Annotated in this window: 12 protein-coding genes; 2 read left to right on the forward strand and 10 right to left on the reverse strand. The window is 67.5% G+C overall.

Features of this window, described 5'->3' with window-relative positions; genetic code table 11:
* Positions 1-191 precede the first annotated feature (191 nt).
* Positions 192-2,063, reverse strand: a complete 1,872-nt coding sequence (locus tag DIE22_RS09510; protein WP_124498983.1) for an ABC transporter ATP-binding protein/permease — start codon at positions 2,061-2,063, stop codon at positions 192-194.
* Between the two features lie 175 nt (positions 2,064-2,238).
* On the opposite strand from DIE22_RS09510, the gene DIE22_RS09520 reads away from it, so the two are divergent.
* Positions 2,239-2,634 carry an acyl-CoA thioesterase gene (locus DIE22_RS09520; RefSeq protein ID WP_027789162.1) on the forward strand — a complete coding sequence of 132 codons (396 nt, stop codon included), beginning with the start codon at positions 2,239-2,241 and terminating at the stop codon, positions 2,632-2,634.
* Between the two features lie 37 nt (positions 2,635-2,671).
* Here the strand turns inward: DIE22_RS09520 and DIE22_RS09525 are convergent, their stop codons facing one another.
* The gene (locus tag DIE22_RS09525) at positions 2,672-3,154 is read right to left on the reverse strand and encodes a nitrate reductase associated protein (protein WP_124498982.1); all 483 of its coding nucleotides are present in this window, start codon (positions 3,152-3,154) and stop codon (positions 2,672-2,674) included.
* Positions 3,155-3,268: 114 nt separating this feature from the next.
* Here DIE22_RS09525 and fdhD point away from each other — a divergent pair, with 114 nt between their 5' ends.
* Positions 3,269-4,099, forward strand: coding sequence for a formate dehydrogenase accessory sulfurtransferase FdhD (fdhD, locus tag DIE22_RS09530; RefSeq protein ID WP_124498981.1), 831 nt, complete (start codon positions 3,269-3,271; stop codon positions 4,097-4,099).
* Here the strand turns inward: fdhD and DIE22_RS09535 are convergent.
* The 8 genes from DIE22_RS09535 to DIE22_RS09570 all read right to left on the reverse strand — a co-directional run bounded on the left by DIE22_RS09535 (position 4,084) and on the right by DIE22_RS09570 (position 14,251).
* Positions 4,084-5,250: a fatty acid desaturase gene (locus tag DIE22_RS09535; RefSeq protein WP_124604945.1), complete on the reverse strand. Its 1,167-nt coding sequence runs from the start codon at positions 5,248-5,250 to the stop codon at positions 4,084-4,086. The genes fdhD and DIE22_RS09535 overlap by 16 nt on opposite strands.
* Before the next feature lie 95 nt (positions 5,251-5,345).
* Positions 5,346-5,678, reverse strand: a complete 333-nt coding sequence (cyoD, locus tag DIE22_RS09540) for a cytochrome o ubiquinol oxidase subunit IV (RefSeq protein ID WP_124604946.1) — start codon at positions 5,676-5,678, stop codon at positions 5,346-5,348.
* Positions 5,679-6,290, reverse strand: coding sequence for a cytochrome o ubiquinol oxidase subunit III (cyoC, locus tag DIE22_RS09545; protein WP_124498978.1), 612 nt, complete (start codon positions 6,288-6,290; stop codon positions 5,679-5,681).
* Positions 6,290-8,302: a cytochrome o ubiquinol oxidase subunit I gene (gene cyoB / locus DIE22_RS09550; protein ID WP_124604947.1), complete on the reverse strand. Its 2,013-nt coding sequence runs from the start codon at positions 8,300-8,302 to the stop codon at positions 6,290-6,292. Before cyoB ends, cyoC begins: the two co-directional genes overlap by 1 nt.
* Positions 8,303-8,305: 3 nt before the next feature.
* Positions 8,306-9,196, reverse strand: a complete 891-nt coding sequence (gene cyoA / locus DIE22_RS09555) for a ubiquinol oxidase subunit II (RefSeq protein WP_124604948.1) — start codon at positions 9,194-9,196, stop codon at positions 8,306-8,308.
* A 533-nt stretch (positions 9,197-9,729) separates the two neighbouring features.
* Positions 9,730-10,497 carry an enoyl-CoA hydratase gene (locus DIE22_RS09560; RefSeq protein ID WP_124498975.1) on the reverse strand — a complete coding sequence of 256 codons (768 nt, stop codon included), beginning with the start codon at positions 10,495-10,497 and terminating at the stop codon, positions 9,730-9,732.
* Positions 10,498-10,588: 91 nt separating this feature from the next.
* Positions 10,589-11,788 (reverse strand): acetyl-CoA C-acyltransferase, encoded by a 1,200-nt coding sequence (locus DIE22_RS09565; RefSeq protein ID WP_124498974.1) that lies wholly within the window; start codon positions 11,786-11,788, stop codon positions 10,589-10,591.
* Between the two features lie 27 nt (positions 11,789-11,815).
* Positions 11,816-14,251, reverse strand: a complete 2,436-nt coding sequence (locus tag DIE22_RS09570) for a 3-hydroxyacyl-CoA dehydrogenase/enoyl-CoA hydratase family protein (RefSeq protein WP_124498973.1) — start codon at positions 14,249-14,251, stop codon at positions 11,816-11,818.
* Positions 14,252-14,265: the final 14 nt, after the last annotated feature.

The raw sequence follows: 14,265 nt of genomic DNA on the forward strand, positions 1-14,265 counted from the left end.
CACCCGGCGCGGCGGCCGATGGCGTGAAAGACCGATGACGGCCCGGTCACTCGGCGGCAGGCCGACCCGGAATCGAATACCGCGGGCGCTCCGCCGGCTCACGCGGCCGTGACGGCGCATCGCCGGCCGATCGCGGACGGCCGGCAAACCACCCGTTTCCGCCGCGCGCCGCCCCGGCGCGGCATCCCCGCTCACGCGGCCTCGGCCGCCTCCCCGCCCGCCGCCGCGCGCTGCTGCTGCAGCGCCCACATCTGCGCATACAGCCCGTCCGCGCGCACGAGTTCGTCGTGCGTGCCGCGCTCGACGATCCGCCCGTGGTCCATCACGAGGATCTGCTGCGCATGCACGACCGTCGACAGCCGGTGCGCGATCACGAGCGTCGTGCGGTGCCGCGCGATCTGGTCGAGCTCGTGCTGGATCGCGCGCTCCGAGCGCGAATCGAGCGCCGACGTCGCCTCGTCGAACAGCAGCACCGGCGGATCCTTCAGCAGCGTGCGCGCGATCGCGACGCGCTGCTTCTCGCCACCCGACAGCTTCAGCCCGCGCTCGCCGACCGGCGTGTCATAGCCCTTCGGCAAGCTCTCGATGAAGTCGTGGATGTGCGCGGCGCGCGCGGCCGCGATCACTTCGTCGCGGCTCGCGGTCGGCCGGCCGTACGCGATGTTGTAGTAGATCGAGTCGTTGAACAGCACGGTGTCCTGCGGCACGATCCCGATCGACGCGCGCAGCGAGTCCTGCGTGACGTCGCGAATGTCCTGGCCGTCGATCCGGATCGCGCCGCCCGCCTGCCGGTCGAGATCGTAGAAGCGGAACAGCAGGCGCGACAGCGTCGACTTGCCGGAACCGCTGTGGCCGACCACCGCGGTGGTCGTGCCCGCATCGATCGTGAACGTCACGTCGTGCAGGATCTGCCGCGCCGCTTCGTACGAGAAGTTCACGTGCTCGAAGCGCACCTGCGCGCCGGCCACCGCGAGCGGCCGCGCGTCGGGTGCGTCCGCGACTTCCTTCGCGGCCGACAGCAGCCCGAACATCCGGTCCATGTCGGTGAGGCTCTGCTTCAGCTCGCGATACACGACGCCGAGAAAATTCAGCGGGATGTACAGTTGCAGCATGAACGTGTTGATCAGCACGAGATCGCCGAGCGTCAGCTTGCCGGCCAGCACGCCCTGCGTCGCGCGCCACAGGATGAACACCAGCCCGGTGCCGATGATCGCCTGCTGGCCGAAGTTCAGCACCGACAGCGAATTCTGCGAGCGGATCGCGGCCTTGCGGTAGCGCTTCAGGTTCTCGTCGTAGCGCTGCGCCTCCCACTCCTCGTTGCCGAAGTACTTCACCGTCTCGTAGTTGATCAGCGAATCGATCGCCCGCGAGTTCGCGCGCGAATCGAGCTCGTTCATCGTGCGGCGAAAGTGCGTGCGCCAGTTGGTGACCTTCACGGTGAACACGATGTACGTGACGAGCGCCGCGAACGTCACGTACGCGTAGTACGCCTCGTACTTGACCACGAAGAAGCCGAGCACGAGCCCGACCTCGACGAGCGTCGGCAGGATGCTGTACAGCGAATAGGAAATCAGTTGCTGGATGCCGCGCGTGCCGCGCTCGATGTCGCGCGACATGCCGCCGGTCTGGCGTTCGAGATGGAAGCGCAGCGACAGACCGTGCAGATGCCGGAACACCTGCAGCGCGAGCTGGCGCACCGCGCTCTCGGTGACCTTCGAGAACAGGATCTCGCGCAGCTCGGTGAACAGCGACGTCGACAGCCGCACGAGCGCATACGCGACGACCAGCAGGCCGACGCCGCCCGCGAGCACGATGCCGGCCGACTGCTCGGCCCGCCCGAGCGCCGTGAGCTGCTGCACGGCGGACAGGTGATCGACGATGCGCTTCATCACGACCGGCACGCCGAGGTTCGCGACCTTCGCGCCGATCAGGCAGCCGAGCGCGAGCGCGACGCGCCATTTGTAGGTGGCGAGATACGGCAGCAGCGACCGGATGGTCTGCCAGTCGTTGCGAGGCCCGGTCTGAGCCGGCGCGGGCTCGCCGGAAGCGGAATATCGGCGCATGGGGGAAGGATCGGCGGCGGTGCCGGACGCGTTGCCGCGGCGGCCGGCTCGCCCGCTTTCTCGTACAATTTGCGAACGTTGTATTGTCGCAGAAGCCGCCACGCGCCGCTGCGGGCGGCCTCGCCGGCCTGCCGGTGCGCGGCGGCGCCTTTATTACAGGATGAAAGCCCCCGCCATGACCGATTCGACCCTCGAACTTCCGCAAAAGCAGCCCGCGCTGCGCGTCGTCCCGCAACCGCACGACGCGAACGTCCACGGCGACGTGTTCGGCGGCTGGATCATGTCGCAGGTCGACATCGCCGGCTCGATTCCCGCGAGCCAGCGCGCGAACGGCCGCGTCGCGACGGTCGCGGTCAATTCGTTCGTGTTCAAGCAGCCGGTGTTCGTCGGCGACCTGCTGAGCTTCTACGCGACCATCATGCGCACCGGCAACACGTCGATCACGGTCGACGTCGAGGTGTACGCGCAGCGCATGCGCCTGATGGGCGAAATCGTGAAGGTCACCGAGGCGACGCTCACCTACGTCGCGACCGGCCCCGACCGCAAGCCGCGGCAACTGCCGCCGCTCTGACCCGCACGCGCCGCGCTGCGGCGCCGCACGCGGCCCGTCAGTGCATGGCCGCCAGCCCGAACTCCCGCATCGCGGGCACGAAGTCGTGATTGAGCTTCGGCTTGCGCGACAGCTTCACCAGCACGTAGCGCTGGAACGGCGCGAGCCGCTGCCACTGCGCGAGCGCGGGCGCCGGCAGCCCGGCCAGCGCGCTCTGCTGCACGAGCGCGTCCGGCACCGTGTCGGTGGCGCGCCAGCTCGGCTGCTCGTCCGGCTGGAACCACGACGGTTCGAGGTCGGCATGCGTGCGCAGCATTTCGAACAGCGCGTGATCGAAGTTGGGCTCGATCGCGGTGTCCTCGTCGGCCGGAAAGCGCGCGAGCAGCTTGCGGTCCTCGAGCGGCAGCAGCTGCCACTGCTCCAGGGAAATCCGCAGACCGAAACGGTCGAGATTGAAACGCACGATCATCGGAATGTACGTCAGGTTTTCCGACGAATCGTGTTCGAAATTGAATAGCAGCGGAGCGTCGCTGAGTCCCATGGTCGTTACCCGAGTGGCGGATGCCGGCGCGGCCGGCCTGCCTGAGGTATTTTAGAACCTCTGCGCGCGCGCGGCGGACACGATCGCCGCCGCCCGTGCCTCGAATCAACGGGAGTGCTCGTGAATCCGACTGAAACAGAAGAACCGCGCGGCGCGATCGAGCTGTCCGTGCGCCGCACGCGCGGCGGCGCCGTCGAAGCCGCGCACGACTACGTCGGCCAGGAATGGCCGGTCGCGCTGGTCTTCAACGGCATCTCGCACGCGGTGATGATGTGCACGCCGCGCGACCTCGAGGCGTTCGCGGTCGGCTTCGCGATCTCGGAAGGGATCGTCGAGCGCGGCAGCGACATCAAGGACATCGACGTGATCCTGCACGCCGACGCGCCGCTGCCGCACGCGGAGGTGCACCTGGAGGTCGTCCAGCAGGCGTTCGCCGCGCTGAAGGACCGGCGCCGCGCGCTCGCGGGGCGCACCGGCTGCGGCGTGTGCGGGATCGAAAGCATCGACCTGCTCGACCTCGCGCCCGAACGGGTGCCCGACACCGGCTTTCTCGCGCGCCTCGCGCCCGACGCGCTCGCGCGCGCGGCCCACGCGCTGCCGGCCCACCAGGCGCTCACGCGGCTCACCGGCGGCCTGCATGCGGCCGCGTGGTGCGACGCAACAGGCGCGATCCGCATGGCGTTCGAGGATGTCGGCCGCCACAACGCGCTCGACAAGCTGATCGGCTCGCTCGTGCTGGCGCGCGCCGACGCCACCGACGGTTTCGTGTTCCTGTCGAGCCGCGCGAGCTACGAGCTCGTGCGCAAGTCGGCGCGGGTCGGGATCCCGATGGTCGCGACGATCTCCGCGCCGTCGTCGCTCGCGATCGAGATCGCGAAGGCGGCCGGCTTGCGGCTGGTCAGCTTCTGCCGCGAAACCGGTCACGTCGATTACGGCACCGCGTGAGCGCTCGCGGCGGGCGCCGGTTCGCGAACCGTGCCCGGCGGTTCGTCCGCGGCGGCCGGCGCGCTCGCGTCGCATGCCGCATCGCTCGTCCGGTTGCCGCGGTAGTCCGTCCACAGCTTGCGGTCGGTGTCATAGAGCTTGCAGCGCCGTGCCGTGTCGAAGTACCAGCGCCAGCTGAAGCGCTGCACGACGATCCGCCCGGGCAGCATGTCCTCCAGCTTCGCCTGCGCGGGCTTGAGCCGGTACAGCGGCACGCTCATGTCGACGTGATGCGCCGTGTGCTCCATGATGTGGTGCAGCAGGCCGCCGATCCCGAACGGGAACGTCAGGTGCAGCGTGGTCGACACGAATGGCGCGGCATTCGACCATTCGGCCCGGTTCGCGTGCCACGCGATGCGCGGGTCGGTGTGGTGCACGTACACGACGAAGCCGATCATCGAGCACCAGAACAGGAACGGCACGAGCACGCCGGTGGCGAGCAGCAGCGCGACGGGCTGCCGTGTCGCGATCGCCACCCAGACGACGGCCGCGATCCACACGGCCGCGAAGCCCGTCACCAGCAGGCCGTCACGCCGGAACACGGGCCGCGACGCACCGATATAGGTCCTGGTCGGGAAATACATCCGCAGCCACCAGATCTCGACGAAATAGTAGAGGCCCGGCGCCCAGCCGCTTCGGTAGACGCGATCCAGCAAGCGGCGCACCGGCGACAGCGCGGCGAACTCCGCCGGCGTATGCGGCGCCCACACGAAATCGAAGCCCTTCAGGTTCGTATAGCCGTGGTGCACGACGTTGTGCCCGACTTCCCACAGGCTGTATGGCGTCAGCGACGGCAGGAAGGCGATGCGGCCCAGCCAGCGGTTCAGCCGGCGATTGGGCGTCAGGCTCTGATGGCAGGCGTCGTGCCCGATGATGAAGAGCCGCCCGGTGATGAACCCGGCGGCCATCCCGCAGACGATCTTGCCGACGCTCGACGGAATCAGCAGCGCGCCGGCGAATGCCGCGAACAGCAGCAGGTAGTCGAGCACGAGCAGCAGGATCGGGCGCACGATCTCGCGCGTGGCGAACGGCACGAGCCACGCGCGGATGATCTTGCGGTGCGGAATGGGTTCGCCGGAGCGGACCGGGGTCTGGGAATCGTTGTCGACCATGATGCGGAAAGGCGCGCGAACCGCACGCCGGAAAAGATGGGAGCCGTGCGGCACGCACGGCGCGGAGGAACGGGCCGCACCGCGGCCCGGGCCGGTTAACGCGACATCATGTTCATGCTGACGTTGTGCATCACCCACAGCGTCCCGAAGATCAGGATCAGCGCGGTCAGCACCGTGTAGCTGAACGCCATCACGTTCCAGCGCTGGCTGGACGACGTGTTCATGTGCAGGAAGCAGACGAGATGCACGACGATCTGCGCGAATGCGAGTACCGCGAGCGCGATGATCGCCGCTTTCGGCGCGAGCACGCCGCCCATCACGAGGCCGAACGAAGCGGCCGTCAGCAGCACCGACAGCACGAACCCGGCGAGATAGCCGCCGGCGGTGCCGTGCGCGTCATCGTGGCGGATGAGTTCCGAATGGGCCATTTAGATCACGCTCGCAAGATAGACGAAGGAGAACACGCAGATCCAGACGATGTCGAGGAAGTGCCAGAAGAGGCTCAGGCAGGTGAGGCGGCGGAAGTCGCGCTCCGTCATGCCGGGACCGCGCGCGATCTGCACGACGAGCACGACCATCCACAACAGGCCGACCGCCACGTGCAGCCCGTGCGTGCCGACGAGCGCGAAGAACGCCGACAGGAATGCGCTGCGCTGCGGGCCGGCGCCCTGCGCGATCAGGTGCGAGAACTCGCGCAGTTCCAGCGCGAGAAACGCGGCGCCGAGCACGAACGTGACGGCGAGCCACAGGAACACCGTGCCGCGCCGGCGACGCTGTGCGCCGAGCATCGCGAAGCCGTACGTGATGCTCGACAGCAGCAGCGCCGCCGTCTCGAGCGCGACGCCCGGAATGTCGAACAGGTCCTTCGCGGTCGGACCGCCCGCGAACTGGTTGCCGAGCACCGCGAACGTCGCGAACAGCGACGCGAAGATCACGCAGTCGGTCATCAGGTACAGCCAGAAGCCGAACACCGAATGCGACGGCGGATGAGCGTGTGCCGCCGGATGGCGGGCACCGCCCGCGACAGATTGATACGACATCAGTTCGTCTCCAGTTCGGCTTGCGGCGCCGGGGTGCCGATCCGCACGCCCGCGCGTTGTTCCTCGATCTTGCGGACGGTGTCCGCCGGAATGTAGTAACCGTCGTTGTCCTGTGCGCTGTACAGCACCACCGTCGCGACGATGCCGACGAGCGAAGCGATCGCGAGCCACCAGATGTGCCAGACCAGCGCGAAGCCGAGCAGCAGGCTGAAGATGCCGACGAAGAAGCCCGCGCTCGTGTTCGACGGCATGTGGATGTCCTGGTACCGGACGTTCTTGCCGAGGCCGAGGCCAAGCCCCTTCGCCTTCCGGTACGCGAGCTCGTCGAGCTCGTGGACGTTCGGGATCACCGCGAAGTTGTAGACGGCGGGCGGCGACGACGTCGCCCACTCGAGCGTACGGCCGTTCCACGGATCGCCCGTCGCGTCGCGATACTGCGGCTGGTTGCGATTGTGCCAGCCGACCCATACCGATGCGACCTGGCACAGCACGCCGATCGCGATCAGCGCGACGCCGAACGCGGCGGCGACCAGCCACGGATGCCATGCCGGGTTGTCGTAGTGGTTCAGGCGGCGCGTCATGCCCATGAAGCCGAGCACGTACAGCGGCACGAACGACGCATAGAAGCCGAGGAACCAGCACCAGAACGCGCGCTTGCCGAACTTCTCGTCGAGCCGGAAACCGAACACCTTCGGGAACCAGTAATGGACGCCCGCGAAGTAGCCGAACACGACGCCGCCGATGATCGCGTTATGGAAGTGCGCGATCAGGAACAGGCTGTTGTGCAGCACGAAGTCCGCGCCGGGGATCGCCATCATCACGCCGGTCATCCCGCCGAGCGTGAACGTGACCATGAAGCCGATCGTCCACAGCACCGGCGCGGTGAACTCGATGCGGCCGCGATACATCGTAAACAGCCAGTTGAAGATCTTCACGCCGGTCGGGATCGCGATGACCATCGTCATGATCCCGAAGAACGCGTTGACGTCCGCGCCGGAGCCCATCGTGAAGAAGTGATGCAGCCACACGAGGAACGCGAGCACCATGATCACGCACGACGCATAGACCATCGTCCTGTAGCCGAACAGCGGCTTCTTCGCGAACGTCGCGATGACTTCCGAATAGATGCCGAACGCGGGCAGCACGAGGATGTACACCTCCGGATGCCCCCATGCCCAGATCAGGTTCAGGTACAGCATCGCGTTGCCGCCGGCCTCGTTCGTGAAGAAATGCATGTCGAGGTAGCGATCGAGCCCCAGCAGCGCGAGCGCGACCGTCAGGATCGGGAACGTCGCCATGATCAGCACGTTCGAGCACAGCGCGGTCCACGTGAACACCGGCATCTTCATCAGCGTCATGCCGGGCGCGCGCATCTTGACGATCGTCACGAAGAAATTGATCGACGTGATCAGCGTGCCGACGCCCGAAATCTGCAGCGCCCACAGATAGTAGTCGACCCCGACACCCGGGCTGAACTGCAGCTCCGACAGCGGCGGATACGCGAGCCAGCCCGTCTGCGCGAATTCGCCGATCACGAGCGAAACGTTCATCAGGATCGCGGCAACCGCCGTCATCCAGAACGAGAGCGAGTTCAGGAACGGGAACGCGACGTCGCGCGCGCCGATCTGCAGCGGCACGATCAGGTTGAAGAACGCGACCAGCAGCGCCATCGCCATGAAGAAGATCATGATCACGCCGTGCGCGGTGAAGACCTGATCGTAATGATGCGGCGGCAGGTAGCCGGGGCCGTTGTACGCGAGCGCGAGCTGCAGGCGCATCATCACGGCGTCCGCGAAGCCGCGCAGCAGCATCAGCACCGCGACGACCAGGTACATCACGCCGATCTTCTTGTGATCGACGGACGTCAGCCATTCGCGCCACAGCCATTTCCACCTGCCGGCGGCCGTCAGCGCGGCGACGATGCCCAGCACGACGAGCCCCATGAAGGCACTCGCCCCCATGATGATGGGCTGATCGAACGGGATCGCCGAGAGTGTCAGTTTGCCGAACATGCGTTACCCCTTCGTCGTGCAGGCGGCGTCCTTCGGGTCGAGGACATGGCCGTTGTTGTACTTCGCGATGATGTTGTGGAAAAGCTTCGGATCCACCGACGAGAAGTAGCGCACGGGCGCCTTCTCGCTCGGCTGCGCGACGCTGCCATACACGGTCGCGTCGAGCCGCTCGGACGACGCCTTCACCTTCTGCACCCACGCGTCGAACTGTTCGCGCGGCTCGGCGAGCGTGCGGAATTTCATGTCGGAGAAGCCGCGGCCGCTGTAGTTGGCGGATACGCCCGCGTAGTCGCCCGCCTCGTCGGCGATCAGGTGCAAGCGCGTCTGCATGCCGGCCATCGCATAGACCTGGCTGCCGAGCTGCGGGATGAAGAACGAGTTCATCACCGAGTCCGACGTGATGCGGAAATTCACCGGCGTGCCGACCGGAATCGCGAGCTGGTTCACCGACGCGATGCCAAGCTCCGGATAGATGAACAGCCATTTCCAGTCGAGCGCGACCACCTCGACATCGATCGGCTTCACCGACGATTCGAGCGGCTTGTACGGGTCGAGCGCGTGGGTCGTCCGCCACGTGAGGATGCCGAGGAACAGGATGATCAATGTCGGCACCGTCCAGATCACGACCTCGATCGCGTTCGAGTGCGACCAGTTCGGCGCGTAGGTGGCGTTGCGGTTCGACGCGCGATAACGCCACGCGAACCATAGCGTGAGCAGGATCACCGGCACGACGACGATCAGCATCGCCCACGTCGCGGTCGCGATCAGCGATTTCTCCGCGACGCCCACCGCGCCCTTCGGATCGAGCACGTGAAGGTCGCTGCATCCGGCGAGGCCCGCCAGCATCGCGATGACGGGCGCCGCACGCGCTCCGCCGGTGATTCGTCCGATCATTGTTCGTTTGCCTGATTGTCGTTGAGAAGAACTGCCGGCCCGCACGCCGCGGTCGCGCGACGCATCCGGCCCGGGCGACCTGTGCGCGAACTGTACGGAAAATTGCCGCAGTGCAACTTGACGGAAAACAAGGATTGCCGAGTAAGCGGGAACCGCCGCAACCGGAGCGGGCCGGGGATGCCGGCCCACGCGATTGCAGGCGCGCCCCGGGGCGCGACGGGGACGGGAGCGCGCTCAGCCGGCGCGGATAGCGGGCGGCAATGGCGGGAAGGGCAGCGTGCCGACGCCGCGCCGCGCCGTGACGGGCGCGGGCATGCATGGCGCGTGGAGGTGCGGCCGCAGCACGGTGGCGGACGCAGGGGCGCGCGAAACGCCGCACGAGCGCGCGGCGACGCAGGGTCGAGCCGACGCGTCGATCGACGCATCGGCCGCCGGCACGGAACCGAAGCCGCGCGGCCGGCGGCTCACGGACGCGCGCGTTGCCGCCTCGGACGGCGAAGGCATCCGAAACGGCGAAGCGCTGGTTTCCGGTGTCAGTCGAACTGACGGAAATCCGGCTTGCGCTTCTCGAAGAACGCCGTCATCGCCTCGCGCGCTTCCGGCGCGCGCAGCATCGCGGAGAAGTGGCCGGCTTCCTCGGCCATCCGCGCGGGCGTCGCCACGCCGCCGGTATCCTTCAGCAGCGCCTTCGTGACGCGCAGCGACGACGCCGGCAGCGCCGCGAGCTTCGCGGCCTGCTTCGCCGCGAATGCGTCGAGCTCGGCGGCCGGCAGCACGCGATTGACGATGCCGATCCGGTGCGCTTCCAGCGCGTCGAACGCCTCGCCGAGCAGCAGCTTTTCCGCGGCGACCTGATGGCCGGCCAGGCGCGGCAGCAGCACGCTCGACGCGGCTTCCGGGCACAGCCCGAGCTGCGCGAACGGCAGCGAGAACGTCGCGGTGTCGGCCGCGTAGACGAGATCGCAGTGCAGCAGCATCGTCACCCCCACGCCGACCGCGATGCCCGGCACCGCGGCGACGATCGGCTTGGCCGCGCTGCTGATCCGCGCGAGAAACTGGAACACCGACGCGTTCTCGTCCTTCGGCGGCGACTTCAGGAAATCCTCGAGATCGTTCCCCGCGCTGAAGTTGCCGTCGCCGCCGCGCAGCAGGATCACGCGGACCGCCTTGTCTTCCTGCGCGTCGGCGAGCGCATCGGCCATCGTCTGGTACATCGCCGCCGTCAGCGCGTTCTTCTTCGCCGGGCGCGCGATCGTGATCGTCATCACGCCGTCGGCGCGTTCCACTTGAATTTCGGCCACAACCGTCTCCTTTGACTTCCTCTACCGGAATGAAAAAACGGTGCGCGAGCTCGTGGCCCGCGCACCGTCGTCGCTTTGCGTCGCGACCCGCTTACAGGCGTTCGATGATGCCCGCCGCACCCATGCCGGTGCCGACGCACATCGTGACCATCCCGTACTTCAGGTTGCGGCGGCGCAGGCCGTGCACGACGGTCGCCGCGCGGATCGCGCCGGTCGCGCCGAGCGGGTGGCCGAGCGCGATCGCGCCGCCGACCGGGTTGACCTTCGACGGGTCGAGGCCGAGATCGCGGATCACCGCCAGCGACTGCGCGGCGAATGCCTCGTTCAGCTCGATCCAGTCGAGATCGTCCTGCTTCAGGCCCGCGGCCTTCAGCGCGGCCGGAATCGCTTCCTTCGGACCGATGCCCATGATTTCCGGCGGCACGCCGCGCACCGCGAAGCTCACGAAGCGCGCGAGCGGCGTCAGGTTGAATGCCTTGAGCACCTTCTCCGACACGACCAGCAGCGCGCCCGCGCCGTCCGACGTCTGCGAGCTGTTGCCGGCCGTGACCGAGCCCTTGTTCGCGAACACCGTGCGCAGCTTCGCGAGGCCTTCGAGCGACGTATCCGCGCGCGGACCTTCGTCGAGCGCGATCTCGCGCGTCTTCACGTCGATTTCGCCGGTCGCGAGGTTCGGGAAACGCTCGGTGATCGTGTACGCGGCGATTTCGTCGCCGAACTCGCCGGCCTGCTGCGCGGCGAGCGCCTTGCGGTGCGATTCGACCGAGAACGCGTCCTGGTCCTCGCGGCTCACCTTCCACTGCTCGGCGACGCGCTCGGCGGTCAGGCCCATCCCGTACGCGATGCCGAAGTCTTCGCTGCGATCGAAGATGTGCGGCGACATCGACGGCTTGTTGCCCATCATCGGCACCATGCTCATCGATTCGCAGCCGCCCGCGAGCAGCGCGTCCGATTCGCCGACGCGGATGCGGTCCGCCGCCATCGCCAGCGCCGTGATGCCCGACGCGCAGAAGCGGTTGACCGTCACGCCGCCGACCGTCTGCGGCAGGCCCGCGAGCAGCGCGCCCATGCGCGCGACGTTCAGGCCCTGCTCGGCTTCCGGAATCGCGCAGCCGATGATCGCGTCCTCGATCAGCTTCGTGTCGAAGCCGGGCACCTGCGCGACCGCCGACTTGATCGCGTGAACCAGCAGCTCGTCGGGGCGCGTGTTCTTGAAGACACCGCGCGGGGCCTTGCCGATCGGGGTGCGGCTGGCGGCGACGATGTATGCGTCTTGCAGTTGTTTGCTCATTTGAGACTCCTTGCCTTATCCGCTCGCTCAGTTACGCACCGGCTTGCCGGTCTGCAACATGCCCATGATCCGTTCCTGCGTCTTCTGCGTGCCGAGCAGCTCGACGAACGCGCGACGCTCCAGCGCGAGCAGCCACTGCTCGTCGACGAGGCTGCCGGCTTCGACGTCGCCGCCGCATACGGCTTCGGCGATGCGGCTCGCGATCAGGTAGTCGTGGTCGCTGATGAAGCGGCCGTCACGCATGTTGACGAGCGATGCCTTGATCGTCGCGATCGCCGAACGGCCCGCCACCGGCACGTCCTTCGCGCGCAGCGGCGCACGGTAGCCGACGGCGGCCAGCGCACGCGCTTCCTTCTTCGCGGTGTCGAGCAGTTCGAACACGTTGAAGATGATCGTGTCGGACGGCTTCAGATAGCCCATCGCACGCGCGTCGTGCGCCGACGACGACACCTTCGCCATTGCCGCGTTCTCGAACGACTTCGTGACGAACTTCAGGATCTCGGTGGTCGCGTTCGCGGCCGTGGCCGCATCCGCCGCGCGCAGCGCCGCTTCCTTCAGGCCGCCGCCCGCCGGCACGAGGCCGACGCCCACTTCGACGAGACCGATGTAGCTCTCGACGTGCACGACGCGCTTCGCGCTGTGCAGCAACAGCTCGCAACCGCCGCCGAGCGCGATGCCCGACACGGCCGCCACCACCGGCACGTTCGCGTACTTCACGCGCAGCATGCCTTCCTGGAACTTCTTCACGAACGGCTCGATGCCTTTCGCGCCGCCCATCATGAACGCGGGCATCGCCTCCTCGAGGTTCGCGCCGGCCGAGAACGGGCCGCCCGGCGTGCCGAGCTTCAGCGACGTCGGCTGCCAGATCACCACGCCCTGGTAATCCTTCTCCGCGAGTTCGATCGCCTGCACGAGCCCGTCGATCACGCTCGGTCCGATCGTGTTCATCTTCGACTTGAACGACACGATCACGACGTCGTCTTCGCCGGCACGATCGTCGACCCAGGCACGCACCGCGTCGGTTTCGAACAGCGTCTTGCCGTAGGTCTTCGGATCGGTGCCGGCTTCGCCGATGAGCGGCGCGCGGAACACCTGCTTGCCGTAGACGGCGAGGTCGGAACGCGGCACGAAGCGCTGCGAGGCCGGCGCCCACGAGCCTTCGGCCGTGTGCACGCCGCCCTTCTCGGCGACCGGGCCTTCGAGCACCCACGTCGGCAGCGGCACGTTCGCGAGCGCCTTGCCGGCCGCGATGTCTTCCTGCACCCACTCGGCGACCTGCTTCCAGCCGGCGGCCTGCCAGCCTTCGAACGGGCCTTCGTTCCAGCCGAAGCCCCAGCGGATCGCGAGGTCGACGTCGCGCGCGTTGTCGGCGATCGACTCGAGATGCACGCCGATGTAGTGGAACACGTCGCGGAAGATCGACCACAGGAACTGCGCGTGCGGATGGTCCGTCTCGCGCAGCAGCTTCAGGCGTTCCGCCGGCGGGCGCTTCAGGATGCGGCCGACGGTTTCGTCCGCCTTCGCGCCCGAATCCACGTAGGTGCCCGTCTTCGCGTCGAGCACCTTGATCGCCTTGCCTTCCTTCTTGTAGAACCCGGCGCCCGTCTTCTGGCCGAGCGCGCCCTGCTTCACCAGTTCAGCGAGCACGGCAGGCGTCTCATAGACCGGGAAGAACGGATCGCCGGCGAGGTTGTCCTGCATCGTCTTGATCACGTGCGCCATCGTGTCGAGGCCAACCACGTCCGCGGTGCGGAAGGTCGCCGACTTCGCGCGGCCGAGGCGGCTGCCCGTCAGGTCGTCGACTTCGTCGAAGCGCAGGCCGAACTTCGCGGCCTCGGTGATCACCGCGAGGATCGAGAAGATGCCGACGCGGTTCGCGATGAAGTTCGGCGTGTCCTTCGCGCGCACGACGCCCTTGCCGACGATGCTCGTCAGGAAGGTTTCGAGCTGGTCGAGGATCTCGGCACGCGTGTGCGCGGTCGGGATCAGTTCGACGAGGTGCATGTAGCGCGGCGGGTTGAAGAAGTGCACGCCGCAGAAGCGCGACTTCAGCTCGTCCGAGAAACCTTCGGACAGCGTCGTGATCGACAGGCCAGACGTGTTGGTCGCGAAGATCGCATTCGGTGCGATGTGCGGCGCGACCTTCTTGTACAGGTCGTGCTTCCAGTCCATCCGCTCGGCGATCGCCTCGATCACGACGTCGCACTCGGCGAGCTTCGCGATGTCGTCCTCGTAGTTCGCGGCTTCGAGGTATTTCGCGTCGTCCTTCACGCCGAACGGCGCGGGCGACAGCTTCTTCAGGTTCTCGATCGCCTTCAGCGCGATCGCGTTTTTCGGGCCTTCCTTGGCCGGCAGGTCGAACAGCAGCACCGGCACGCGCGCGTTGACGAGATGCGCGGCGATCTGCGCGCCCATCACGCCGGCGCCCAGCACGGCGACCTTGCGAATCAGGAAATTGCTCACGGGATGTCTCCGGA

Origin of the sequence: Burkholderia sp. Bp9142 (assembly GCF_003853415.1) — a bacterium.
Lineage (GTDB): Bacteria > Pseudomonadota > Gammaproteobacteria > Burkholderiales > Burkholderiaceae > Burkholderia.

What these genes read in the sequence shown, in the direction of transcription:
- DIE22_RS09510 (WP_124498983.1), bottom strand. Translation starts at nt 2,063, where the DNA reads ATGCGCCGATATTCCGCTTCCGGCGAGCCCGCGCCGGCTCAGACCGGG.
- DIE22_RS09520 (WP_027789162.1), top strand. Translation starts at nt 2,239, where the DNA reads ATGACCGATTCGACCCTCGAACTTCCGCAAAAGCAGCCCGCGCTGCGC.
- DIE22_RS09525 (WP_124498982.1), bottom strand. Translation starts at nt 3,154, where the DNA reads ATGGGACTCAGCGACGCTCCGCTGCTATTCAATTTCGAACACGATTCG.
- DIE22_RS09535 (WP_124604945.1), bottom strand. Translation starts at nt 5,250, where the DNA reads ATGGTCGACAACGATTCCCAGACCCCGGTCCGCTCCGGCGAACCCATT.
- cyoD (WP_124604946.1), bottom strand. Translation starts at nt 5,678, where the DNA reads ATGGCCCATTCGGAACTCATCCGCCACGATGACGCGCACGGCACCGCC.
- cyoC (WP_124498978.1), bottom strand. Translation starts at nt 6,290, where the DNA reads ATGTCGTATCAATCTGTCGCGGGCGGTGCCCGCCATCCGGCGGCACAC.
- cyoB (WP_124604947.1), bottom strand. Translation starts at nt 8,302, where the DNA reads ATGTTCGGCAAACTGACACTCTCGGCGATCCCGTTCGATCAGCCCATC.
- cyoA (WP_124604948.1), bottom strand. Translation starts at nt 9,196, where the DNA reads ATGATCGGACGAATCACCGGCGGAGCGCGTGCGGCGCCCGTCATCGCG.
- DIE22_RS09565 (WP_124498974.1), bottom strand. Translation starts at nt 11,788, where the DNA reads ATGAGCAAACAACTGCAAGACGCATACATCGTCGCCGCCAGCCGCACC.